This is a genomic window from Nonomuraea sp. K271, assembly GCF_009908215.1.
GTDB classification, from domain to species: Bacteria; Actinomycetota; Actinomycetes; order Streptosporangiales; family Streptosporangiaceae; genus Nonomuraea; species Nonomuraea longispora.
Genome location: NZ_JAAAHR010000075.1, coordinates 16,338 through 39,638 on the forward strand (window position 1 = coordinate 16,338; position 23,301 = coordinate 39,638).

The window sequence follows — 23,301 nt, forward strand, 5'->3', positions numbered from 1 at the left end:
CAAGCGGGGGCAGCAGGCGCTGGAGGAAAAAGGCACTGCCGAAAGGGAGGATCCCGCTCCTAAGATGAAATGATGCGCTTTGATCCCTGGGATCCGGATTTCGTGGCTCACCCGTACCGCGTCTACGAGGAACTGCGCCGCGACGCTCCGGTCAGCTACTTCGAACCGACGAACCAGTGGCTGATCTCCCGGCACGCGGACGTCAACGCGCTGCTCAGAGACCGCCGCCTGGGCCGCTCCTACCTGCACGTGGCCACGCCCGAGGAGTTCGGCAGGCCGCCGGAGCCGGAGTTCCAAAAGCCGTTCTGGCGGGTGATCAGGGCGGGCATGCTCGACGTGGAGCCGCCGGTGCACACGAGGCTGCGCCGGCTGGTGTCCAAGGCGTTCACGCCGCGCATGGTCGAGTCGCTGCGCCCCCGGGTCCACGCCATCGCGCGGGACCTGGTGGACACGTACGTCGCCAAGGGCGGCGGCGACCTGATCGCCGACGTCGCCGAACCGCTGCCGGTGACCGTGATCGCCGAGATGCTCGGCATCCCCGAGCAGGACCGCCAACTGCTGCGCCCGTGGTCGGCCGACATCTGTGGCATGTACGAGCTCAACCCTGCCCCCGAGGCCCAGCACACCGCGGTGCGCGCGGCGGAGGAGTTCGCCGCCTACCTCAAGGCCCTGGCCGCCGAGCGCCGCCCGCGCCCCGGCGACGACCTGATCAGCGCGCTCACCCAGGTCACCGAGCTGACCGAGGACGAACTGGTCGGCACGTGCGTCCTGCTGCTCAACGCCGGTCACGAGGCCACCGTGAACGTGACCGGCAACGGCTGGTGGGCCCTGTTCAGGAACCCCGCCGAGCTCGTACGGCTGCGCGAGGACCGCTCGCTGCTGCCCACGGCCGTGGAGGAGCTGATGCGCTGGGACACGCCGCTGCAGATGTTCGAGCGGTGGGTGCTGGAGGACATCGAGGTGCACGGCGTGCGGATCCCGCGCGGGGCGGAAGTGGCGTTGTTGTTCGGCTCGGCCAACCGGGACCAGACGGTGTTCGACGACCCGGACAGGCTCGACGTGGGCCGCGCCGACAACCCGCACGTCTCCTTCGGCGCCGGGATCCACTTCTGCCTGGGGGCGCCGCTTGCCAGGATCGAGTTGATGGAGTCGTTCGGTGCCCTCCTGGACCGCGCGGCCACGCTGGAGCTGCGCCGGGAGCCGGAGTGGAAGCCGGGCTACGTCATCCGCGGGCTGCGTTCGCTGGAGCTCACCGCCACTGGCTGAGCCAGCCGAAGCCGCCGAGCCCCGACGGATGGATCAGTTCGCCCTCCTCGGAGGCTCTGGCCAGGGCGCGCAGGTAGCCGCGCGGATCGACGTGGGCCAGGTCGGCGGGCGGCCTGGCGCCGGTGATGCCGAGGGCCCTGAGCGCGTCACGCTGTGTGGACAAGGTTGTGGATATCGCACCGGCTTCGCGCCCGGCCTCCGCGCACGCGTCGAGCGCGACATGTGCCGTGATGTCGCAGGTGCCGTCGGGGACGGGGGTCACGACCGCGCCGTCGCGGTATCCGGTCAGGGTGCCGCACGGCGGGCGGTTATCCACAGGATGTGCATAATCGATGGCGATCGCTCGCCCTCTGGTCAGGCGTGCGAGGACCGAGGCCCAGGCCTCGTCGCGGGGTCGCCCGATCTCCGCCCGCGCGCCCACCCCGCACAACGGCCACCATCGCTCGAGCCATTCGCGGTCGGCGTGGCCGGGCGGGTCGCCTAGCCGCTCCTCGCCGGTGCGTACGTCGACCATGATCAGCCGCGGTCCTTGGGCGGTCTGCTCCACCACGTCGATCGGGACGTTGTCGAGCCATTCGTTGGCGATGGCCAGCCCGGTGATGGCGGCGGGCAGGTCGGGACGCCAGCGGATGCGCTCGGGCAGGCCCTCGGGGCGGGGGCAGAGGTCGACGGCGGTGACCCGCAGCCGGTCGCGCACGCCGGGCTCGGCGGCGCCCAGGACCTGTGTGACGAGCGTCCCTTCGCCCGCGCCGATGTCGACCAGGTCGAGCACGGCGGGGGAGCCGAGCTCGGCGTCCACCTCGGCGAGCAGGGCCAGCACCGCGTCGGCGAACGCGGCCGAGGCGCTGACCGAGGTGCGGAAGTGGCCCGAAGGGCGTTCGCGTAGGTAGAAGCCCGCCTCGCCGTAAAGCGCACGCTGCGTGGCGGCGCGCCAGGTGAGCCACATGTCTGGACTATCTCATGACTTCCGCTGGGCACAGTACGTCAGGTAAAGACTACTCACTGTACTCGGGTTGGGGTAACGTTGACCTATTGTCATCGGGTGGTCACTCCTTGTGTCCCCTGTCGAGCACGCCCCGCGGCCCTCAAGACGGCCGCGCAACCGAGAGGAGCCCTCGTGCTGAAGAAGGCCATGGCCGTCGCCGGAGCCGTTGCGATGTTGTCCCTCGCCGCCCCCGCGCACGCAGACATCACCAGCGGCGCCGGTGGCATCGCCTCGGGCAACCAGCTGCACCTGCCCATCGCCATCCCCGTCAACGTCTGTGGCAACGCGGTGGCGGTCATCGGCGGCGCGCTCGCCGGCTGCAAGGGCGGCGCCTTCGCCCACGTGCCCAGCCACCACTGAGTGAGGCGGAGCCCGGGCCGGCGCAGGCCGGCCCGGGTCCGTCCCGGGCTGGTCAGTCGGCGGTCGGCCGGCCCGGTGCACCTCCAAGAGGTTCACGTCTTTCGCGGGCGTCGGGTCCAGAGGACGGACTCGGCGCCCGCTGCCATGCGGTGAACCCCTCTCCTCATCTCTTCCGACAGGGGGTGCGTTTTTTGTATGCCCTTGTCGCTTTTGTCGTTAACTCAACGCGCGGCAAAGGCACGGTCACATGCTCGGCTCCGTCAGGCCGTTACCCTGGTCGCCAGCGCCATCACGAAAGATAAAGCCCGCATCAGCGAGCTGCCGCCCTGGTGCCGTCATTTGTCGAGACCCCGTGAGCGGCAGTGCGCCCAGCGGGTTTCTCGTTCACAGTCGACAGGGGTGACGTCATGGACGCGGGTGATCGCCCGGCACGGCTGACCGTAGGCGTGCTCGGTGCGGGCAAGGTGGGCTCGGCCCTCGGGGCCGCGCTGGCGCAGGCGGGCCATCAGGTGGTGGCCGCCAGCGGAGTGTCCGACAATTCGCAGCGGTGGGCCGCCGACCGGCTCGGTGTCACGCCGTCCCGGCCCGACCAGGTCGTGGCGGCGGCGCAGCTGATTCTGCTCACCGTTCCCGACGACGCGCTGCCCGACCTGGCTCACGGGCTGGCGTCCACGAAGGCCGACCTGCACGGCAAGCTGCTCGTGCACACCAGCGGGGCGTACGGGCTGTCCGTGCTCGACCCGGCGGCCGAGGCCGGCGCGCTGCCGCTCGCGCTGCACCCGGTGATGACCTTCACCGGTCGCGACGACGATCTCAACAAGCTCACCGGCATCTCCTACGGCGTGACCGCGCCCGACGTGCTGCGTCCCATCGCCGAGGCCCTGGTGATCGAGATGGGCGGCGAGCCGGTCTGGATCGCCGACGCCGACCGCCCGCTCTACCACGCGGCGCTCGCGGGAGCGGCCAACCACATGGTCACGCTCATCGCCGAGTCGTCTGACCTGCTCGGGCGCATCGGCGTCGACCACCCGGGCCGGATGCTGGGGCCGCTGCTCGGCGCCGCGCTCGACAACGTGCTGCGGCTCGGGATCGGTGGGCTCACCGGCCCGGTGGTGCGGGGCGACGCCGGCACCGTACGCAAGCACGTCGACGCGCTCATCCTGGCCGCTCCCGAGGCGGCCGACGCCTACATCGCGCTGGCCAGGCTCACGGCGGACCGGGCGCTCGCGGCGGGGCTGCTCAAGCCCGAGGAGGCGGAGCGGCTGCTCGACGCGCTGGGGGGCAACATATGGACTTAAAGGATGAGAGAGGGCCGGCATGGAGCTGATCGTCGCCAGGAATAGGGAAGATCTGGTCAAGGCCCGGGGTGGTGGCGAGGTGGCCCTCGTGCCGACCATGGGTGCGCTGCACGAGGGGCACCAGGCGCTGATCAGGCAGGCCCGCGCTCGGGCCGATCACGTTGTGGTCAGCATTTTCGTCAATCCTCTGCAATTTTCCCCTAATGACGATTTTTCGCGATATCCCCGTACATTCGAGGCGGATCTCGACGTGTGCCGTGCCGAGGGCGTCGACGTTGTGTTCCATCCGGCCGTCGAGGACATGTACGCGCCCGACCGCCAGGTGGGCGTCACCGCGGGCCGGATGGGCTCCATCGTCGAAGGGGCAGCCCGGCCCGGTCACTTCGACGGGGTGCTCACCGTGGTGCTCAAGCTGTTCAACGTGGTCCAGCCGGGGCTGGCGGTGTTCGGGCAGAAGGACGCCCAGCAGCTCGCCCTCATCCGCCGCATGGTCGCCGACCTCGACCTGCCGATCGAGATCCTCGACGTGCCCACCGTCCGCGAGCCCGACGGCCTGGCCCTGTCCAGCCGCAACCGGTTCCTGTCCGATGACGACCGGCGGGTGGCGCTGGCGCTCTCGCGGGCGCTCCGGGCGGGCGCGGCCGGGCTCACGCCGTCCAGGATCCGCGCCGAGGCGCGGGAGGTGCTCGACGCGGCGGGGCCGGAGCTCGACGTCGACTACCTGGTCCTCGTCGATCCGGCGACCTTCGCCGAGGTGGACGAGACGTACGACGGCATGGCCGTGCTCGCGGTGGCCGCCAGGGTCGGGACCACGCGCCTGATCGACAACGTCAGCGTGACGTTGAGCCGCGGCTGAGCGGGCACCCCGGGGCGAGCCCACGTCGGGGGACAGGTTATCGTCATGTTGACGAAATCGCCTCGCTGAGGAGACCCCATGAGTGCACCGGCGATCCCCCTCCGGTTGACCGCCCCGGCGCCCGGCTGGACCGTCGAGGCCGACGTGGTCGTCGTGGGCTCCGGCATCGCGGGCCTGACCGCGGCCCTGCGCTTCGCCGAGCTGGAGCCAAAGGCCAGGGTCCTGGTCGTCACCAAGGACGTGTTGTCGGCCGGCTCGACCCGGTGGGCCCAGGGCGGCATCGCCGCCGTGCTCGACCCTCACGACACCCCCGACGAGCACCTGAGCGACACGTTGCTCGCCGGGGTGGGGCTGTGCGACGTGGAGGCGGTGCGCACGCTGGTGAGCGAGGGGCCGGACGCGCTGCGGCGCCTCATGGCCAGGGGCGCGCGTTTCGACCGCGCCCCCGACGGCGAACTCCAGCTCACCAGGGAAGGCGGCCACCGCAGGCGCCGGATCGTGCACGCGGGCGGCGACGCCACCGGCGCGGAGGTGCAGCGGGCGCTCGTCGAGGCGGTCCGCGCAGGGTCGATCGAGGTGGTCGAGCACGCCCTGGTGCTCGACCTGCTCAAGGACGCCGAAGGCCGGGCCAGGGGCGTGACGCTGCACGTCATGGGCGAGGGCGCGCGCGACGGCGTGGGCGCGGTGCGCGCCAGGGCCGTGGTGCTGGCCACCGGCGGCATGGGCCAGGTCTACGCCGCCACGACCAACCCCTCCGTCTCCACCGGCGATGGGGTGGCGCTGGCGCTGCGGGCCGGGGCGGTGGTGCGCGACCTCGAGTTCGTGCAGTTCCACCCGACCGTCCTGTGGCTCGGCCCCCAATCGACCGGGCAACAGCCGCTGATCTCCGAGGCGGTCAGGGGTGAGGGCGCGTTCCTCGTCGACCACGACGGGGAACGGTTCATGCCGGGCGAGCACGAACTGGCCGACCTGGCTCCGCGCGACGTCGTGGCCAAGGCCATCATGCGCAGGATGCGGGAGACCGGGCGCGAGCACGTGTACCTCGACGGGCGGCACTTCGGCCGCGACACCTGGCGGACCCGCTTCCCCACGATCTACGCCGTCTGCCGCGAGCACGGCATCGACCCGGCCGCCGAACCGGTCCCCGTCGCCCCCGCCGCCCACTACGCCAGCGGCGGCGTCCGTACGGACCTGCGCGGGCGCACCTCCATCGAGGGTCTGTACGCGTGCGGCGAGGTGGCCTGCACCGGCGTGCACGGCGCGAACCGGCTGGCCTCCAACTCCCTGCTCGAAGGTCTCGTCTTCGCCGAGCGCATCGCCGAGGACATCCATCGTGTACGCCCCGAGCCGGGCGACCCGGTGGCGGGACAGGCGGCGCCCGGCCTGGTGGACCCGCGGACCAGGCCCAGGATCCAGGGCCACATGAGCATGGGGGCGAGCGTCCTGCGCAGCCGCGAGTCGCTGCTGGTCACGGCGAAGGCGCTGCGGGACGCCCGCTGGACGCCCGTCGCGGTGCCCGCGTGCACCGAGTCCTGGGAGGCCACCAACCTGCTGACCGTCGCCACGGTGCTCACCGGCGCGGCGACGGCCAGGCTCGAGACCCGCGGCTCGCACTGGCGGGAGGACCACGACAGCCGCGACGACGACGAATGGCTGGGTCACCTCGACGTGACCCTGACGGAGGAGGGGCCGCGCATGACGTACACACCACATGGGGAGGCCGGCTCGCGGCGGCTCGCCGACCGGGAGGCCGCGGCGGGCGAGCTGTCCGCGGCCGGGCTCGACCCGGCGGAGGTGGACGCGCTGATCGACCGGGCGCTGGAGGAGGACCTGGGGGAGGAGGGCGACGTGACGAGCCTGGCCACCATCCCGGCCGACCGTCGCGCGGTCGCCGACGTGGTGGCCCGCAAGTACGGCATCGTCGCGGGGCTGGCCGTGGCCGAGGCGGTGTTCGTCCGGCTGGGGGCGGTCCGGGCGGAGCGCGCGGTCAAGGACGGCGAGCGGGTGCGGGCGGGCGACGTGCTGATGACCGTAGAGGGGCCGGTCAGGGCGCTGCTGACGGCCGAGCGTACCGCGCTCAACCTGCTCACCCACCTGTCCGGGGTGGCGACGCTGACCGGCAGGTGGGTCGAGGCGGTCAGCGGCACTTCGGCGCGCGTGCGCGACAGCCGCAAGACGCTGCCGGGGCTGCGGGCGCTGGAGAAGTACGCCGTGCGCTGCGGCGGCGGCGTGAACCACCGGATGTCGTTGTCGGACGCGGCCCTGATCAAGGACAACCACGTGGTGGCGGCGGGAGGCGTGGCCGAGGCGTTCAGGGCGGTGCGGGAGCGTTTTCCCGACCTGCCGATCGAGGTGGAGGTCGACCGGCTGGACCAGTTGGAGGCCGTGCTCGACGAGGGGGCCGAGGAGATCCTGCTGGACAACTTCACGGTCGAGGACACCGCGCGTGCCGTACATATCGTGAAAAAGCGGGTGGGAAACAGGGTTGCCCTTGAAGCGAGCGGGGGATTGACCTTGGAATCGGCTCGTGATGTGGCCGACACTGGCGTGGACTACCTTGCGGTGGGAGCGCTTACGCACTCGGCGCCGGCCCTTGACATCGCACTGGATCTGCGGGGGTAATTGATGCTGCTCACGATCGACGTCGGCAACACCCATACGGTGCTGGGGCTGTTCGAGGGCGAGGACGTCATCGAGCACTGGCGGCTGGCCACCGACGCCCGCCGCACCGCCGACGAGATCGCGGTCGTGCTGCAGGGTCTGCTGACGCAGTCGCCGCTGCTCAAAGGGGCCGACATCGACGGCATCGCCATCTGCTCCACCGTGCCGAGCGTGCTCAACGAGATGCGCGAGATGTGCCGCCGCTACTACGGTGACGTGAATGCGGTGATCGTGGAGCCGGGCATCCGCACCGGCGTCCCCGTACGCATGGACAACCCCAAGGAGGTCGGCAGCGACCGCATCGTCAACGCGCTCGCGGCCATCGACCAGTACGGCGGCCCGTGCGTCATCGTCGACTTCGGCACCGCCACCTCGTTCGACGCGGTGTCGGCCAAGGGCGAATACGTCGGCGCGGTCACCGCGCCCGGCATCGAGATCTCCGTCGACGCCCTGGCCGCCGCCGGAGCGCAACTGCACAAGGTCGAGCTCGTACGCCCCCGCTCGGTGATCGCGAAGAACACGGTGGAGGCCCTGCAGGCGGGCATCATCTACGGCTTCGCCGGCCAGGTCGACGGCATCGTCGAGCGCATCGCCGCCGAGTTGGCCGACGACCCCGACGAGGTGACGGTCGTGGCCACCGGCGGGCACGCGGGGCTGGTCGTGGGCGAGTCACGCTCGATCGACGTGCACGAGCCGTGGCTGACCCTCATCGGGCTGCGGCTGATCTACCACCGTAACGCGGCCTGAGACCCGCGCGAGTCCCTGTGGTTCGCCGGATCCCCTACCCTTTGTTGGTGTGAGCGACGAACTTCCCGAGCAGATGCGCATCCGGAGGGAGAAGCTCGACCGCCTTCGCAGCGAGGGCGTCGACCCTTACCCGGTGAACTTCCCACGCACGGCCACCAACGCCGAGGTCAGGGAGAAATACCAGGGCCTGGAGCCCGACACCGCCACCGGTGACACGGTCTCGGTCGCGGGGCGCGTCATGCTCAACCGCGTGGGCGGCAAGCTCTGCTTCGCCACCCTCCGCGACGGCGGCGCCGACCTGCAGGTCATGATCTCGCTCGACAAGGTCGGCGAGGAGTCGTTGGCCCGCTGGAAGCGCGACGTCGACCTGGGCGACCACGTGGGCGTGACCGGCGAGGTCATCACCTCGCGCAGGGGTGAGCTGTCCGTTCTCGCCGACAGCTGGCAAATCACCAGCAAGTGCCTGCGGCCGCTGCCGGAGAAGCACGTCGGTCTCACCGACCCGGAGGCGCGGGTCCGCCAGCGCTACGTCGACCTGATCGTCAACGACGAGTCCAGGAAGATGGCCAGGGTCCGCAGCGCCACCGTGCGCGCGGTGCGCGACTTCTGGCACGAGGAGGGCTACCTCGAAGTCGAGACGCCGATGTTGCAGCCGATCCACGGCGGCGCCACGGCCCGGCCGTTCAAGACGCACATCAACGCGTACGACATGGAGCTCTATCTCCGCATCGCGATCGAGCTCTATCTCAAGCGGCTCGTGGTCGGCGGCATCGAGAAGGTTTTCGAGATCAACCGCAACTTCCGCAATGAAGGCGCCGACTCGACGCACAACCCCGAGTTCACCATGATCGAGGCCTACGGCACCTACCTCGACTACCACGACATGGCCGACCTCACCCAGCGGATGTACCAGAAGGCCGTGGTGGCCGCCCTGGACGGCACGGTGGTCGTGCACGACGGCGTCGAGGTCGACCTGGGCATCCCCGAGTGGCCGCGCATCACCCTCTACGGCGCGGTGTCGGAGGCCGTCGGCGAGGAGATCACGACCTCGACGTCGCTGGAAGAGCTGCGCAAGATCGCCGACCGGCGCGAGATCCCGTGGGACCCGAAGTGGGGTCCGGGCAAGCTCGTGCAGGAGCTGTTCGAGGCGCTCGTGGAGCACACGCTCATCCAGCCCACGTTCGTCATGGACTATCCGCTGGAGACCTCGCCGCTGGCCCGGCAGCACCGCGACGACCCGCTCGTGACCGAGAAGTGGGACCTCATCGGGTTCGGCACCGAGCTCGGCACCGCCTACTCCGAGCTCAACGACCCCATCGAGCAGCGCCGCCGCCTGGTCGAGCAGTCCCTGCTGGCCGCGGGCGGCGACCCGGAGGCCATGCAGCTCGACGAGGACTTTCTGCAGGCGCTCGAATACGCGATGCCGCCGACGGGCGGCATGGGCGCCGGCATCGACCGCATGATCATGGCCTTCACCGGCAGGAACATCCGGGAGACCATTCTGTTCCCCCTGGTGAAGCCAACCCACTGACCCTCGCAGGATCGAGCGCCCGGAGGCATGGTCTTCCGGGCGCTCACGTTCGTGCCGTGCGGCACGACGCGGGCCGTCGCCCCCGATCCGTACGGGCTTGTCAGCTCCGGGTCAAGACCGTGGCCGGGCGTACGGCGTGCTCCAGGAGCTTGTCCGCCGCTCCACGGCCACGAGGGCGGCGGCCACCGGCCGGGTCCGGAAATAACGGGTCGCCGCGTGCCGCAGCCCGTGGTGGAGAGCGGCTGCGCGTCGTATGGATCATGCAGAAACCCGCCGGCGGAGGGATCAAAAACCGGGCCGGTCGGCACCGGATCGAGCGTGACGGAAACGGCGGGCGCATGGTGCGTGGCGCGGCGGAACGTGCCGGCCCACGCGACCCGGCCATGTACGGCGAATCATGTCAACTGCGCTGGTCAAGGGCGGCGATTGTGTGCTTGACGACCTTTCCATGATGCGTTTACCGTCTGCGAGGAGCGGCTGTGGCCTGGCTAAGAGGGGTCCAGGCCTGCTGTTGGGGGGAGGGCTCCCGATGGAAGTGCTCACTGAAGGCGTTGAGCTGAGCCATGCGGATCTGGCGTTACTGGCGGAACTCGCCAGAGGAGTCACGGTTGATCGAGTGGGGAGACACCTGGACATCAGCGGCCGCACCGTACGCCGGAGGTTGCGCGGCATCTGCGACCGCATCGGCGTCGCCACCGCGATCGAGGCCGTGGCATGGGCGGCACGCCGCCAGCTGATCTAGCGGGCGCCCGCCGCCGGGCCAGGGGCTTTCAGTCGGCGATGCGCACCGCACCCGCGAACGGCCGCCGTTCGATCGACGCGATCCGCACCACATCACCCGTCCGAGGAGCGTGCACCATCATGCCGCCGCCGAGATAGATGCCCACGTGATGCAGGTCGCTGTAGAAGAACACCAGATCACCAGGGCGCATCTCGTCGCGTGAGATGTGCCGGCCGGCCGTCCACTGGTTGCCGGTGTAGTGCGGCAGCGAGATGCCCACCCGCTGATAGGCCGCCATCACCAGGCCGGAGCAGTCATAGGAGCCGGGACCCTCGGCGCCCCAGACGTACGGCTTGAGCTGCTGTGTGAGCGCCCACCGTGCCGCCTGCGCGGCCTTGCCGCTGCCGGCGATCGGCAGGTTGACGCGGGTGGCGCGCGTGCCGGGACGGCCGGCCTCGCCCAGCGCCCGCCTGAACAGGTTGCTCTCGACCTTGGCGACCAGCTTGCTGATCTTGCCGCGCTTGGCGTCGAGATCCTTGACGATCTTTTCGACCTCGGTGATGCGCGACTTGGCGCCCGCCCTGGCGCGCTCGGCGGCCTTCATGGCCTTGATGAGCTGGTTGAGCTCCTCGCCCTGCCGCTGCTCGATGGCGAACGTGGTCGCGGCGCTGTCGAGGAAGTTGTCGGGGTTCTCGGAGGAGGTGAACGCCAGCGCCCGGCTCAGCCCGCCCGTGATGTAGGCGTTCTGGGCGAGCAGGGCGGCCTTGGCGCGCTTGGCCGACAGGTCCGCCTCACTGGCCGCCAGCGTCTTACGCGCGGCCTCGGCGGCCTTCTTGGCCGTTTTCAGCTTCTCCCGCTGGCCGTTGAACTGCTCGGTGAGCGTCTCGATCTCGGTGTGCATCTTCTCGACCCGCGAGGCGAGGTCCTTGAGCGAGGGCTTGGGGTCGGCGAAGGCAGGGCCGGTGGGAACCGACAGCAGCAGCGCGGCGATTGTGAGACTTGCCACACCGAGGCGGTGGCGCGACCGGGGGCGTCGCGGAGGGCCGGCGTGCCTGCCCGGCGACTTCCTCCCACGGTCGAGCGTGCGCTTCACCAACCATGCTCCTCTCATAGACGCCTACCGGGTTAGCTGACGGGTTCGGGCCGGAGCAGCCCTACCGAAAAACTCGGATTCACCCCGTGATGGCGGTCGCCACCGGCGGGTCCCCGGCTTCCCTGAAGGGGAATTGAGCGTGCCTCCCCGCGCGCGACACGCGGGGATCATCGTCGCTGGACACTAATGCACTCCGGGTTCCTGCTCAACCAGAACTGCCAACTCTGTAGAGGTTTCGCAACCGAAGTGTCACAAGGGGATCTCGGTGGCAGTCGTGCCGGTGGGGACGTATGTGGTGCTTCCTCCCAGACGAGGCCCGGGCGCGACGTCGTGCTCGCTCGGCCACGAGTTGTAACAGGATGGGCGGAGACATGCGAGTTAGGTCCGAGCCGTAATGACATCTGTACTCTGGAGAGCCATGGAGCAGGTGGCCGAACTGACTGTGCCCGAGACCGCGGTGGTGGTCCGGCGTGCTCGCACGCCTGACGTGCGGGGGGTCAGGCGCCTGGTCGACGCCTATGCGGGCGCGGGCCCGCGGCTCCTGAAGAAGGCCACGGTGACGCTGTACGAAGACGTGCAGGAGTTCTGGGTGGCCGAGCGCGGCGGTCAGGTCGTCGGCTGCGGGGCGCTCCACGTGCTCTGGGAGGACCTCGCGGAGGTCCGCACGGTGGCCGTCGATCCCGAATGCCGAGGCATGGGGGTCGGCCACCGGATCGTCTCGGCGCTGATCCAGCAGGCAAAAGATCTTGGTCTGCAGCGTGTATTCTGTCTTACTTTTGAGGTCGACTTCTTCGCGAGGCACGGTTTCCGCCGCATCCAGGGCACACCAGTCTCCCCCGAGGTCTACGCCGAGCTGCTGGCCTCGTATGACGAGGGTGTAGCGGAGTTCCTCGACCTGGAACACGTCAAGCCGAACACCCTGGGCAACACCCGCATGCTGCTCCATCTGACGTCGGGTGACGCGGACCTTGACCACACGGAAAGGTGATTGTTGATACCTATGTCGATACGTTGGGCAGCACAGGCATGTGTCCTGACATGTGCCACGCGCGCACTCGAAGCGAGGTGACACGGTGAGCACCGGACAGCCGCCGTACCCACAGGACGAATCCGGCGAGAACTCTGCGCCTCCCCACTACGGCCAGCAGAACCCGGGCCGCCACCCCAGCGAGCCCGACCCCGACGTCACCGTGGTCGGCTACCGAGCGGACGACGCCTACGGCCAGCAGCCCCCCCACGGTCAGCAGCAGGGGTACGGCCAGCAACCCCAGTACGGTCAGCAGCAGGGCTACGGTCAGCAACCCCAATATGGCCAGCAGCAGGGCTACGGCCAGCAACCCCAATATGGCCAGCAGTCGCAGTCCCAGCCCGACTACGGCCAGCAGCAGGGCTACGGCCAGCAGGCTCCCTCTCAACCGGCCTACGGCCAGCAACCCCAGTACGGTCAGCAGCCGCAGTCCCAGCCCGACTACGGTCAGCAGCAGGGCTACGGCCAGCAGTCGCAGTCCGGCCAGCAGGGTTACGACCAGAACCAGTACGGTCAGCAGCCGCAGTCGGGCCAGCAGGGTTACGACCAGCAGGGCTACGGCCAGCAGCCGCAGTCGGGCCAGCAGGGCTACGGCCAGCAGGGTTACGACCAGCAGCAGTACGACCAGCAGCAGTACGGCCAGCAGCAGTACGGCCAGCAGCCGCAGTCGGGTCAGCAGGGTTACGACCAGCAGGGCTACGGCCAACAGCCGCAGTCGGGCCAGCAGGGTTACGACCAGCAGGGCTACGGCCAGCAACCCCAGTACGGTCAGCAGTCGCAGTCCCAGCCCGGCTACGGCCAGCAGCAGTACGGTCAGCAGGGTTACGGGCAGCAGGGCTACGGCCAGCAGTCCCAGCCCGGTTACGCCCAGCCCGGTTACGGCCAGCAGGGCGGCTACGACCAGCAGCAGTACGGCCAGGCCTACGGGCAGCCGCAGCAGGCCGGTTACGGCCAGGCCCCCTACGGCCAGCCGGGCTACGGCCCGGTCGGCGTGCAACCGCCGGGAGCCCCCGCCCCGCTGGCGGAGTGGTGGCAGCGTCTGGTGGCGCGGATCGTCGACGGTGTCCTGTTCGGCATCGTGATGGTCGTGCTGTCTCTTCTCCTCACGGCGCTCTTCCTGGTGAGCTACGACTCGACCAGCGGCGCCACCTCGGGGCTGTTCGGCTCGTTCGCGCTCAACATCGTGCTGGCGATCCTCCTGACCGCCGTCTACGTCGGTTACGACTTCCTCATGCACAAGATGAAGGGCCAGACGGTCGGCAAGATGATCATGGGGATCAAGGTCGTGCCGGTGGGGCAGATGATGCCTCCTGGCGGCCTGCCGGGCGACGCCGCCATCAAGCGGGCCGGCGTGACCTGGGGTGCCTACATCCTCTACTTCCTGCCGTTCGGCACCCTGCTGGCGGCCGTCGTCTGCGGCCTGAACGGCGCCTCGATGCTCTGGGACAAGCCGCTGCAGCAGACGTTCGCGGACAAGTTCGCGAACTCCGTGGTGGTCAAGATCAAGTAATCGCTCGAACCGCGAAACAGGGGCCGGCTTCCCGTCGGCCTCTGTTTTGTATGTGAGGGTAGGTGCGGAATGTAGGGCTCCTGAGCCGTCGAAGACGCGAGGTGAGGGTTATGGCCGGAACGCCGCCGTGGGCGGACGCGGTGCCCGCGGAATGGTGGGAACGGCTGGCCGCCCGGATCATTGAAGCACTCGTCTTCGGCATCCTTTATTACATTCTGTTCATTGCGCTATGGGCTGTCTTCCGGACTGTCGGCATGATGGACGCGTTCGGCGGCCGGCTGCCCGGAGTGTTCGCGTGGGCGCTCGCGGGGCTGTGTTATACGGGTTACGACTGGTGGGCGCATTGGCGGTACGGGCGTACGTTCGGTCAGGCGATCATGCGGATCCGCCTGTCGCCACCGGGTGTTCGGGCCCGTGCTCTGCTCAAACGTTCCCTGCTCTATCCGGGTCCGGTCATGCTGATGGGCATTCCGGTGGTCAATCTGGTGGCGGGAATGCTGCTGTTCGGGATCGGTATGCTCATCCTGATCGACAAGCCGCTGGAGCGCGGCCCGCATGACAGGCTCGCGGGAACGCACGTGGTTAAAGATCTTCGCTGAGGCATCCGTACCTGCACAGATGTCTTTTCGCAAAATTTTGGCATGATCCGGTAAGGAGCCTGGAGAGACTGGCATTAGGCTATGGGGCGTCCGGGTTGCCGGATGTAGGTCTCCCTGCGACACGCAGGGCATGTGTGTGCCGCTATGGTCGGGTGCGGGCGGTTGTCGCCTTGCGCACCATGAGGGGCCGCAGTGCTCCCCCAAGGGGCGCTCCGCGCGCTTAATGCGCCCCGAAACCCCGTCAGCCGTGGAGGCGAGGACGAATGGAAGCCCTTACAGACGTATTGTCAGCGCTCATCCCCCCGGTGGTGGTGGGCGGCGCCTTCGTCTTTGGCGTCGTGAAGTTGGTCCGGGCGGAGGCCGTCGGCGGCAGGCGAAACCGTGAGGATCAGCCCGAGGGCGAGAACTGATCGGCCAGTCAGCCGAATCCCCGTAGCGCTGAATTGTCTCCACGCCTTTCCGGGTATATGTTTGGGCTGGCGAATGAAACAATGCTCCGCGAAAGGATTGCGTAGATGGCCAAGCAGATCCAGGAGATTCTCATCGATGACCTCGATGGGGGCGAGGCCAATGAGACGGTCAGCTTCGCTATTGACGGCTCCTCCTATGAGATTGACCTCAGCGACCTTAACGCGAAGAAGCTGAGGGACGCGCTCACGCCTTTCGTGCAGCACGCGCGCAGGGCCGGTGCCGTCACCACGCGTCGGCGTGGCCGCGGCGGCAACCGCGCGATGAGCCGCGAGAAGAGCTCGGAGATCCGGCAGTGGGCCAAGGCCCACGGCCTGCCCGTCAGCGAGCGAGGCCGCATCGCCTCCACCGTCGTCGAGAAGTACGAGCAGGCTCACTAGGAGAGCCGGCTGCTCGACCATGCGCTTATGCCGTTCGCCTAGGACCCCGGCGACCGCCATAAGCGCATGATCGTGTCCGGGTCGTTCTGAATGGCGGAGCGGCCCGGATGATGATCGACTCGCCTGTCCATATGCGGGCGTTTTGGCCGCGGATCCGGCGCCCTCTCGGCGCCGTTTCCGCGGCCGGGCGCCCGCATATGCGACGGTGCCGCGCCTGGCGCGTCCGAATGCGCCGCGTGGCCATACCCCATTCAACGTACGCTTCTCGCCGCGAGGCGCCCGGATTGCCCGCGGGCCGCGTCATTCGCCTACCGTCACGGACAAGCGTCGCACTCATGGAACGCGCCATGACGGAAATCCGGGCGCCTAAAGACCGCCGACGATCTTCACGCGCTGTAGCCTTAACCGCGATCTCGACTCGCGCACGTGCCGGAAACCCCGTATGCCACGCGGGTGTGGGCATCGGCGCAAAACACCGCCGTACACGTTGCGTGGCCGTCGCGCCATAAGCGGCGCCGGGGAGATGTCGCGGCGCGGGGCATAACCCGCGGGCATGGGTGCGCCTCGCACAATCCGGCTTTCGCGAGCATGTGCCCACAATGCCGGGCCATCACGAAGTGTGGCGGGCACCGGAATGCCGCCGCCCGGCGACGGCGAGGATGAGCGCGAATGGCATGCCCGGCCGCGGTGCAGTGTCTCATGATGCGAGATGAGATCGGTAACCGAGCTGACCGGTTGACGTATTACTCTGTGTGCGGTGTGCGGCGTGTGTCCCGTTGTGCTCAGGGCGTAGCACGCGCGGTTGGCCAACCATTGCGTCGGGACATAGGATGATTGCGTAACAGATACGTACGCGGCATCTGGGATACGCGGGTGAACTGGCGCCCCAGCCGGCTTCGCCCCCGATGTCCGATGGCCGATCGTGGTGATCCGGATACGGTGCGGCAGCACATTTCAGCCGCTTCCGCGAAGCGTCCTAAACATCGTTCGCTTGCGGCGTATCGGGAACACGTCACCCCCGAACGGTAGTTGGATAGAGGGTGAACGCCCTGTTCCCGGGGAACGTGTCTGCTATAGAGCGTGTCAGCGGCAGTGGGCACGGTGCGCCGAGCCAGGGCTAGCATGCGGGATGACGGGACCGGATTTACCGGCCTGACTGACCGCTCTGTGAGGAGCGACGAGATGTTCGAGAGGTTCACCGACCGAGCGAGGCGTGTTGTCGTCTTGGCCCAAGAAGAGGCCAGGATGCTCAACCACAACTACATCGGCACTGAGCACATTCTTCTTGGTCTGATCCACGAAGGTGAGGGCGTAGCCGCCAAGGCTCTGGAGAGCCTCGGCATCAGCCTTGAGGGTGTGCGCCAGCAGGTCGAGGAGATCATCGGCCAGGGCCAGTCGGCTCCGTCGGGGCACATTCCGTTCACCCCGCGGGCCAAGAAGGTCCTCGAGCTGTCGCTCCGTGAGGCTTTGCAACTGGGTCACAACTACATCGGCACCGAGCACATCCTGCTCGGGCTCATCCGTGAGGGTGAGGGTGTGGCAGCCCAGGTGCTGGTCAAGCTTGGAGCTGATCTCAACCGTGTCAGGCAGCAGGTCATCCAGTTGCTCCACGGCTATCAGGGCAAGGAGCCGGCCGCCGCTGGTGGCCCGCAGGAGTCGGCCCCGTCGACGTCCCTGGTGCTCGACCAGTTCGGCCGCAACCTGACCCAGGCGGCCCGCGAGGGCAAGCTGGATCCGGTCATCGGCCGTGAGAAGGAGATCGAGCGGGTCATGCAGGTCCTCTCCAGGAGGACCAAGAACAACCCCGTTCTCATCGGCGAGCCCGGCGTCGGCAAGACCGCCGTCGTCGAAGGATTGTCGCAGAAGATCGTCAGGGGCGAGGTGCCCGAGACGCTGAAGGACAAGCAGCTCTACACGCTTGACCTCGGCGCCCTGGTCGCCGGCTCCCGCTACCGCGGTGACTTCGAAGAGCGCCTGAAGAAGGTGCTCAAGGAGATCCGCACCCGTGGCGACATCATCCTGTTCATCGACGAGCTGCACACGCTCGTGGGTGCGGGCGCCGCCGAGGGCGCGATCGACGCCGCCAGCATCCTCAAGCCGATGCTGGCCCGCGGCGAGCTGCAGACGATCGGCGCGACGACGCTCGACGAATACCGCAAATACCTCGAGAAGGACGCAGCGCTGGAGCGCCGGTTCCAGCCGATCCAGGTGGCCGAGCCCTCGCTCAGCCACACGATCGAGATCCTCAAGGGTCTGCGCGACCGCTACGAGGCGCACCACCGCGTGTCCATCACCGACGACGCGCTGGTGGCCGCCGCGCAGCTGGCCGACCGCTACATCAGCGACCGCTACCTTCCCGACAAGGCGATCGACCTCATCGACGAGGCCGGCTCCAGGATGCGCATCCGCAGGATGACCGCGCCGCCGGACCTGCGCGAATACGACGAGAAGATCGCCAACGTCCGCCGTGACAAGGAGTCCGCGATCGACGCGCAGGACTTCGAGAAGGCGGCCGCGCTGCGTGACCAGGAGAAGCAGCTCCAGCTCAAGCGCGAGCGGCGGGAGAAGGAGTGGAAGGCCGGCGACATGGATGTCGTGGCCGAGGTCACCCAGGAGCTCATCGCCGAGGTCCTGGCGACCGCCACCGGCATCCCGGTCTTCAAGCTGACCGAGGAGGAGTCCCAGCGCCTGCTCCGCATGGAGGACGAGCTCCACAAGCGGATCATCGGCCAGGACGACGCCATCAAGGGCCTGTCGCGCTCCATCCGGCGCACCCGCGCCGGGCTGAAGGACCCGCGGCGCCCCGGCGGCTCGTTCATCTTCGCCGGCCCTTCGGGCGTCGGTAAGACCGAGCTGTCCAAGGCCCTGGCGGAGTTCCTCTTCGGCGACGAAGACGCCCTGATCAGCCTGGACATGTCCGAGTTCATGGAGAAGCACACCGTCTCCAGGCTCTTCGGCTCGCCTCCCGGCTACGTCGGCTACGAAGAGGGCGGTCAGCTCACCGAGAAGGTGCGGCGCAAGCCGTTCTCCGTGGTCCTGTTCGACGAGATCGAGAAGGCCCACCCCGACATCTTCAACTCGCTGCTGCAGATCCTGGAGGACGGTCGCCTGACCGACGCCCAGGGCCGCGTGGTCGACTTCAAGAACACGGTCATCATCATGACCACCAACCTCGGCACCCGTGACATCTCCAAGGGCATCGGGGTCGGGTTCGCGAAGTCGAACGACGCCGACTCCAACTACGACCGGATGAAGTCCAAGGTGCAGGAAGAGCTCAAGCAGCACTTCCGGCCCGAGTTCCTCAACCGTGTCGACGACATCGTGGTCTTCCACCAGCTGACACCCAACGAGATCATCAAGATCGTGGATCTGATGCTCAACCAGGTCGACGCCAGGCTGAAGGACCGCGACATGGGGCTCGACGTCTCGCCCGAGGCCAAGAAGCTGCTGGCCGACCGCGGCTACGACCCGGTCATGGGCGCCCGTCCGCTGCGGCGTACGATCCAGCGCGAGCTGGAGGACTCCCTGTCCGAGAAGATCCTTTACGGCGAGCTCCGTCCGGGGCAGGTCGTCAAGGTGACCACCGAAGGCGAGGGCGACGACGCCAAGTTCGTCTTCAAGGGGGAGTCCGCCTCGACGGTGCCCGACTCGGCCGCCGCGATCGCAGCGCCAATCCAGCGCTGACATCCCGGTCTCGCGAAGCCCCCGCGTGGAGCGTCATCCACGCGGGGGCTTTCGCATGGGCCGGCGACGCCGCGGAGCTGTGCGAGCGGATGTGCCTGTCGGTGCACCGCCAGGCACCGGCGGGGTGCTGGTCGCCGGACTCCTCGCCCGGTAGCCCCCAGGTGCCCTGCGCGGACATCGCCTTCGTCACGCTGGAGCGCAAGGGCCCGTGGCTGATGGCCCATGTGGTCGCCGAACGGGCCGAGCCCGGGCGAGGAGTCCGGCTACACCGTCGTCATTCCGGGCACTCCCGGGGGCCGATGCTCTGCCCCGCGCCGAGGACGGTGACCTGGGTGGGGTTCTCCGGCGCCAGGGCGGCGGCCGTGCACACGATCTGGTCGACGGCCAGTGCGGACAGTTCGCCGGCTGGAGTGGACAGGGTCACCACCAGGTGGCCGTCCGGCTTGACGGTCACCGAGAACGGGCCGGCTCCGCCCGGGACGTCGGTGGTGAACCCGCGCGCCTGTTCCTTTCTGGTGGGTCCGGCTGCCAGCAGCGCGAGCGTGTCGGCTTTGAACAGGGAACGATGACGGGGCCGGGGCCGCGTCACCGCGTCGAGCCGGCCGTTCTTGACCAGGTAGAGGGTGATCGTCGCGGTGGGTGCGACGCCTCCGCTCGGCGGGTCGCCGGCCGGGATGACGTCGCTGGGCCGCACGCCGCAGCCGGCCACGGCGACGAACGACACGAGGCCCGCGGCGAGCACGCGGCAGGCGAGCCAGGCCTTCACTCGGAGCCTCCGTTCGGATCGGGTGGCCGGCGTGGCAGCCGCAGCGTGAAGACGGCGCCGCCGTCCGGGGCGTTGGTGACGGTGAGGTCGCCTCGGTGCAGGCGGGCGTTCTCCCGTGCGATGGCCAGGCCGAGGCCGCTGCCCTCGGATCTGGCCCTCGCCGCGCTGGCCTTGTAGAAGCGGTCGAACACGTGCGGCAACACCGCTTCGTCCAGCCCCGGTCCGTGGTCGCGGACCTCGACAGCGATCCAATCCTGGTCGGCGCGGAGCCGTACCGACACCGGTGGCTCGCCGTGCCGCAGGGCGTTGCCGACCAGGTTCGCGAGGATGACGTCCACCCGGCGCGGGTCCAGCCGCGCCGTCACCTCGGAGGCGAGTTCGGTGTGCACCCGCTCCGGCCAGCCCCGGGTACGCAGGGTCGCGCGCACCAGCTCGGCCACATCGACCTCGTTCAGCGCGAGGGCCGCGACGCCGGAGTCGAACCTGCTGATCTCGATGAGGTCGTTCACCAGCCCGGTGAGGTTGAGCGTCTCCTGGCTGACCAGTCTGGCGGCCCTGCCGGCGGGCTCGGGCAGCCCGTCCGCCTCCTCGTCGAGGATGTCGGCGACCGCGGCGAGCGCGGCCAGCGGGGTGCGCAGCTCGTGGGAAACGTCGGCCACGAACCGGCGGGCGTCGGCCTCCATCTCGCGCAGCTGCATGACGTGCCGTTCCAGCTCCGCCGCGGTGTTGTTGAACGTGCGCGCCACGTCGGCCAGCTCATCGGAACCGCGCATCTCGATCCTGACCCGCAGCTCGCCCTCGCCCAGCAGGCGTGCCGCCCGACCGAGCTCGCGCACCGGCCGCAGCACGCCACGGGTGGCCAGCAGTGCCAGGACGACCGCGAACGCCAGCGCCGCCCCGCCGGTGAGCCAGGCGCGTGCGGCGAGCTCGTTGATGCTGCGCTGTTCGGAAAGCAGGCTGCGAACGGTGTAGACCTCGATGCCGGACACCCGCGGTGCCTGGCCCCGTTCGGCGATCAGCAACGGCGCGCCGATGACCAGGAAGGGGGCGCCGTGCCACTCCACGCGTTGCCACGCCATGACGCCGGCGGCCACGGTAAGCCGTAGCTTCGGGGGAATGTCACCGGCGTCCAGGGGCGGCGCGTTCGGTAGCCCGCCCGGCTGCCACTGCACCCCGTGGTAGACGGCGATCGTGTGGGTGTCCTCGTCGATCATGCTGCGGGCGATCCCGCCGAGCTCGGCGGGGCCCGGCGTCGCGGTGGGCAGGGGGAAGAGCGCCTCCAGACGGCTCCTCATCGTGTTCACCGCGGCATCCTGGGTTCTCTCCAGGATGGCGTTGCGAGCCTCGACGTACATCCCGCCGGCCACCGCCGCCGCGGTGACCACACACAGCAGCGCGAACGCGGACAACAACCGGGTACGCAGCCCCGGACTCGGCCGAAGTGCCACCGGCGGCTCACACCGGTCCGAAACGGTAGCCGAACCCGCGCACCGTCTGCACGTAGACAGGCGCCGCCGAGTCGTCCTCGATCTTCGCGCGCAGCCGCTGCACGCACGCGTCCACCAGACGCGAGTCGCCGAAATACCCGTGCTCCCACACCGACTCCAGCAACTGCTGGCGGCTGTGCACCCGGCCCGGCGTGCCGGAGAGTTCGAGCAGGAGGCGCAGCTCCGTCGGGGCGAGGCCGACCGGCACGCCGCGGTGGGTGACCACCAGCCCGGCCCGATCGATGGTCAGGTCCCCGTGCCGCTCCAGCTCCGCCTGGTCCCGGCCGATCCGCCGCAGCACCGCGCGGATGCGGGCCTCGAGCACTCTGGGCTGCACCGGCTTGACCACGTAGTCGTCGGCGCCCGCCTCCAGCCCGGCCACCACGTCGATGTCGTCGCCCCGCGCGGTCAGCATGATGATCGGGACGTTCCCGGCGGCCCGCATGCGCCGGCAGACCTCGAACCCGTCGATGCCCGGCAACATCAGATCGAGCACGACGACGTCGGGAAGGTCCATGCGCAGCCGGTCCAGCCCCTGCTCGCCGGACTCCACCGCGCGCACCCGGTGCCCGTGCCGGGTCAGGGCCAGCTCAAGTCCCTCCCGCACGGCCAGGTCATCCTCGATCAACAACACTCGCGACACGCCGCCGAGTTTCACCGCACGCTCCGTAGCTCGCCCGCCGGTCAATCCCATCCACTGTCGGCCGGTCGTGTCCCCGCCTCGTCCGCGCCGTGTCATGGTCGTGTCACGGTCACACCGACGGTGGCCGCCGTCGGGAAACGGTGACAGGCGGCGGACAACGCACGCATATTCGGCGCCAAGCGTAGTCGCCATGAACGAACCACGCACCATCCCACCTCGGCCCCGCGACCGGCTGTTCGCCGCGGTCACGCTGGTGCTCGCCGTTCTGCTGCTGCCCGCGGCGTTCGTCCGCCGTCCCGGCCGCGCTCGCGAACTGGCGTGCACGTGGGCGTTACGGATGCGCTTCCCGGCCGAGGACCTCACCGGGCTCACCGACGGCACCCTGGCGGCGTTCACCGCGGCCCGTACCGAGGCGCTCTGGTGTCACGGCCAGTTGCTCGGCCTCACCTCGGGCTACCGCGATCCCCTCGTCCAGCAGCACATGTTCGACGAGGAGGTGCGCCGGTCCGGCTCCCCGGCCTCGGCACGCATGCTCGTGCTGCCGGCGGCGGAGTCCAGCCACGTCAAGGGCATCGCGCTGGACGTGCGCCCCCACGAAGGCGCGCGCTGGCTGGAGGAACACGGCGCCCGCTACGACCTCTACCGCATCTACGACAACGAGTGGTGGCACTTCGAGTACCGCTCGGACCGCGGCGGCACACCACCACCCCGCCGGCCCCATCCCGGCCTGGGCTGACGGGGACCAGCCGTGGCCCACCGGGGTGCGGCGCGGGGACGTTGACGGGTTCGCGCCCGCTAAGGGCGTTCGGAGAAGGGGCAAGAAATATGTCATCGGGACTGCTGGGGCGGCGCCTGCATGCCGCGCGGGAGACGGCGTTCGTGGGGCGTGAGGAAGAGCTCGCGGCTTTCCAGGCGGCATTGTACGGCGGCGGCTGCAACGTCCTGTACGTGCACGGTCCCGGCGGAATCGGCAAGTCGGCCTTGTTGCGGCGGTTCGCCGGCGAGGCCGCGGCGGCGGGGCGGCCGGTGTCCCTGGTGGACGGGCTCATGCCGGCTCCGGCGGGCTCCGAGGCTGAGCCGGTGCTTCGTGATGCGGACGCGGTGTTGCTGGTCGACAACGTCGAACGTGTGCGGGGCTGGGAGGAGTGGCTGCTTGAGCGGTTCCTGCCGCGGGTGCCCATGGGGGCGCTGGTGGTGATCGCGGGGCGATGTCCGCCGG

Annotated in this window: 20 protein-coding genes and 1 riboswitch; of the genes, 15 read left to right on the forward strand and 5 right to left on the reverse strand. The window is 69.3% G+C overall.

Annotated features, from left to right (window positions below; genetic code table 11):
• Nucleotides 1–72: 72 nt before the first annotated feature.
• Nucleotides 73–1,266 carry a cytochrome P450 gene (locus tag GUY59_RS24760; RefSeq protein ID WP_138202364.1) on the forward strand — a complete coding sequence of 398 codons (1,194 nt, stop codon included), beginning with the start codon at nt 73–75 and terminating at the stop codon, nt 1,264–1,266.
• Here GUY59_RS24760 and GUY59_RS24765 read toward each other — a convergent pair.
• Complete coding sequence (locus GUY59_RS24765) at nt 1,250–2,212, reverse strand: SAM-dependent methyltransferase (protein WP_138202363.1); 963 nt, start codon at nt 2,210–2,212, stop codon at nt 1,250–1,252. The genes GUY59_RS24760 and GUY59_RS24765 overlap by 17 nt on opposite strands.
• A gap of 171 nt (nt 2,213–2,383) precedes the next feature.
• Here GUY59_RS24765 and GUY59_RS24770 point away from each other — a divergent pair, with 171 nt between their 5' ends.
• The 7 genes from GUY59_RS24770 to GUY59_RS51430 all read left to right on the forward strand — a co-directional run bounded on the left by GUY59_RS24770 (nt 2,384) and on the right by GUY59_RS51430 (nt 10,446).
• Complete coding sequence (locus GUY59_RS24770; protein ID WP_132332045.1) at nt 2,384–2,611, forward strand: chaplin; 228 nt, start codon at nt 2,384–2,386, stop codon at nt 2,609–2,611.
• Nucleotides 2,612–3,018: 407 nt separating this feature from the next.
• Entirely contained in the window at nt 3,019–3,909 is an 891-nt protein-coding gene (locus GUY59_RS24775) for a Rossmann-like and DUF2520 domain-containing protein (protein WP_138202362.1), read from the forward strand.
• 19 nt (nt 3,910–3,928) lie between these two features.
• Nucleotides 3,929–4,765, forward strand: coding sequence for a pantoate--beta-alanine ligase (gene panC, locus GUY59_RS24780; protein ID WP_138202361.1), 837 nt, complete (start codon nt 3,929–3,931; stop codon nt 4,763–4,765).
• Nucleotides 4,766–4,843: 78 nt separating this feature from the next.
• Nucleotides 4,844–7,387, forward strand: coding sequence for an L-aspartate oxidase (locus GUY59_RS24785; RefSeq protein WP_138202360.1), 2,544 nt, complete (start codon nt 4,844–4,846; stop codon nt 7,385–7,387).
• Nucleotides 7,388–7,390: 3 nt separating this feature from the next.
• Entirely contained in the window at nt 7,391–8,173 is a 783-nt protein-coding gene (locus GUY59_RS24790; RefSeq protein WP_132332037.1) for a type III pantothenate kinase, read from the forward strand.
• 49 nt (nt 8,174–8,222) lie between these two features.
• Nucleotides 8,223–9,704, forward strand: a complete 1,482-nt coding sequence (gene lysX, locus GUY59_RS24795) for a bifunctional lysylphosphatidylglycerol synthetase/lysine--tRNA ligase LysX (protein WP_132332035.1) — start codon at nt 8,223–8,225, stop codon at nt 9,702–9,704.
• Between the two features lie 616 nt (nt 9,705–10,320).
• Entirely contained in the window at nt 10,321–10,446 is a 126-nt protein-coding gene (locus GUY59_RS51430; protein ID WP_442939010.1) for a hypothetical protein, read from the forward strand.
• 28 nt (nt 10,447–10,474) lie between these two features.
• On the opposite strand, the gene GUY59_RS50825 is transcribed toward GUY59_RS51430, so the two are convergent.
• Nucleotides 10,475–11,431, reverse strand: coding sequence for a C40 family peptidase (locus GUY59_RS50825; RefSeq protein WP_289514071.1), 957 nt, complete (start codon nt 11,429–11,431; stop codon nt 10,475–10,477).
• 93 nt (nt 11,432–11,524) lie between these two features.
• Nucleotides 11,525–11,668: riboswitch (cyclic di-AMP (ydaO/yuaA leader) on the reverse strand.
• Between the two features lie 268 nt (nt 11,669–11,936).
• Between GUY59_RS50825 and GUY59_RS24810 the strand changes: the two genes are divergently transcribed.
• The 5 genes from GUY59_RS24810 to GUY59_RS24830 all read left to right on the forward strand — a co-directional run bounded on the left by GUY59_RS24810 (nt 11,937) and on the right by GUY59_RS24830 (nt 19,186).
• Nucleotides 11,937–12,506 (forward strand): amino-acid N-acetyltransferase, encoded by a 570-nt coding sequence (locus GUY59_RS24810; RefSeq protein ID WP_171055448.1) that lies wholly within the window; start codon nt 11,937–11,939, stop codon nt 12,504–12,506.
• An 85-nt stretch (nt 12,507–12,591) separates the two neighbouring features.
• Entirely contained in the window at nt 12,592–14,055 is a 1,464-nt protein-coding gene (locus GUY59_RS50830; RefSeq protein WP_138202359.1) for an RDD family protein, read from the forward strand.
• Between the two features lie 110 nt (nt 14,056–14,165).
• Nucleotides 14,166–14,654: an RDD family protein gene (locus tag GUY59_RS24820; protein WP_138202358.1), complete on the forward strand. Its 489-nt coding sequence runs from the start codon at nt 14,166–14,168 to the stop codon at nt 14,652–14,654.
• A gap of 515 nt (nt 14,655–15,169) precedes the next feature.
• Nucleotides 15,170–15,502, forward strand: coding sequence for a histone-like nucleoid-structuring protein Lsr2 (locus GUY59_RS24825; RefSeq protein WP_132332025.1), 333 nt, complete (start codon nt 15,170–15,172; stop codon nt 15,500–15,502).
• Between the two features lie 1,182 nt (nt 15,503–16,684).
• The gene (locus GUY59_RS24830; RefSeq protein WP_138202357.1) at nt 16,685–19,186 is read left to right on the forward strand and encodes an ATP-dependent Clp protease ATP-binding subunit; all 2,502 of its coding nucleotides are present in this window, start codon (nt 16,685–16,687) and stop codon (nt 19,184–19,186) included.
• A gap of 274 nt (nt 19,187–19,460) precedes the next feature.
• Here GUY59_RS24830 and GUY59_RS24835 read toward each other — a convergent pair whose 3' ends face one another.
• Genes GUY59_RS24835 through GUY59_RS24845 form a run of 3 tightly spaced genes read right to left on the reverse strand, consistent with a single transcriptional unit; the run spans nt 19,461 to nt 22,082 of the window.
• Nucleotides 19,461–19,952, reverse strand: coding sequence for a GerMN domain-containing protein (locus GUY59_RS24835; protein ID WP_138202356.1), 492 nt, complete (start codon nt 19,950–19,952; stop codon nt 19,461–19,463).
• Nucleotides 19,949–21,400 carry a sensor histidine kinase gene (locus GUY59_RS24840; protein WP_212746230.1) on the reverse strand — a complete coding sequence of 484 codons (1,452 nt, stop codon included), beginning with the start codon at nt 21,398–21,400 and terminating at the stop codon, nt 19,949–19,951. The genes GUY59_RS24835 and GUY59_RS24840 overlap by 4 nt, the downstream gene beginning before the upstream one ends.
• 7 nt (nt 21,401–21,407) lie before the next feature.
• Nucleotides 21,408–22,082 carry a response regulator transcription factor gene (locus GUY59_RS24845; protein WP_171055447.1) on the reverse strand — a complete coding sequence of 225 codons (675 nt, stop codon included), beginning with the start codon at nt 22,080–22,082 and terminating at the stop codon, nt 21,408–21,410.
• Between the two features lie 190 nt (nt 22,083–22,272).
• On the opposite strand from GUY59_RS24845, the gene vanY-N reads away from it, so the two are divergent.
• Nucleotides 22,273–22,818: a D,D-peptidase/D,D-carboxypeptidase VanY-N gene (gene vanY-N / locus GUY59_RS24850; RefSeq protein WP_138202354.1), complete on the forward strand. Its 546-nt coding sequence runs from the start codon at nt 22,273–22,275 to the stop codon at nt 22,816–22,818.
• 89 nt (nt 22,819–22,907) lie between these two features.
• A partial coding sequence (locus tag GUY59_RS24855; RefSeq protein ID WP_138202353.1) for an ATP-binding protein occupies nt 22,908–23,301 on the forward strand: 394 nt, incomplete at its 3' end.

Bases quoted from the DNA above. Each gene is read 5' to 3' on its own strand.
- panC (WP_138202361.1), top strand. From the start codon at position 3,929: ATGGAGCTGATCGTCGCCAGGAATAGGGAAGATCTGGTCAAGGCCCGG.
- vanY-N (WP_138202354.1), top strand. From the start codon at position 22,273: ATGAACGAACCACGCACCATCCCACCTCGGCCCCGCGACCGGCTGTTC.
- GUY59_RS24790 (WP_132332037.1), top strand. From the start codon at position 7,391: ATGCTGCTCACGATCGACGTCGGCAACACCCATACGGTGCTGGGGCTG.
- GUY59_RS24830 (WP_138202357.1), top strand. From the start codon at position 16,685: ATGTTCGAGAGGTTCACCGACCGAGCGAGGCGTGTTGTCGTCTTGGCC.
- GUY59_RS24760 (WP_138202364.1), top strand. From the start codon at position 73: ATGCGCTTTGATCCCTGGGATCCGGATTTCGTGGCTCACCCGTACCGC.
- GUY59_RS24765 (WP_138202363.1), bottom strand. From the start codon at position 2,212: ATGTGGCTCACCTGGCGCGCCGCCACGCAGCGTGCGCTTTACGGCGAG.
- GUY59_RS24825 (WP_132332025.1), top strand. From the start codon at position 15,170: ATGGCCAAGCAGATCCAGGAGATTCTCATCGATGACCTCGATGGGGGC.
- GUY59_RS24775 (WP_138202362.1), top strand. From the start codon at position 3,019: ATGGACGCGGGTGATCGCCCGGCACGGCTGACCGTAGGCGTGCTCGGT.
- GUY59_RS24810 (WP_171055448.1), top strand. From the start codon at position 11,937: ATGGAGCAGGTGGCCGAACTGACTGTGCCCGAGACCGCGGTGGTGGTC.
- GUY59_RS24785 (WP_138202360.1), top strand. From the start codon at position 4,844: ATGAGTGCACCGGCGATCCCCCTCCGGTTGACCGCCCCGGCGCCCGGC.
- GUY59_RS24820 (WP_138202358.1), top strand. From the start codon at position 14,166: ATGGCCGGAACGCCGCCGTGGGCGGACGCGGTGCCCGCGGAATGGTGG.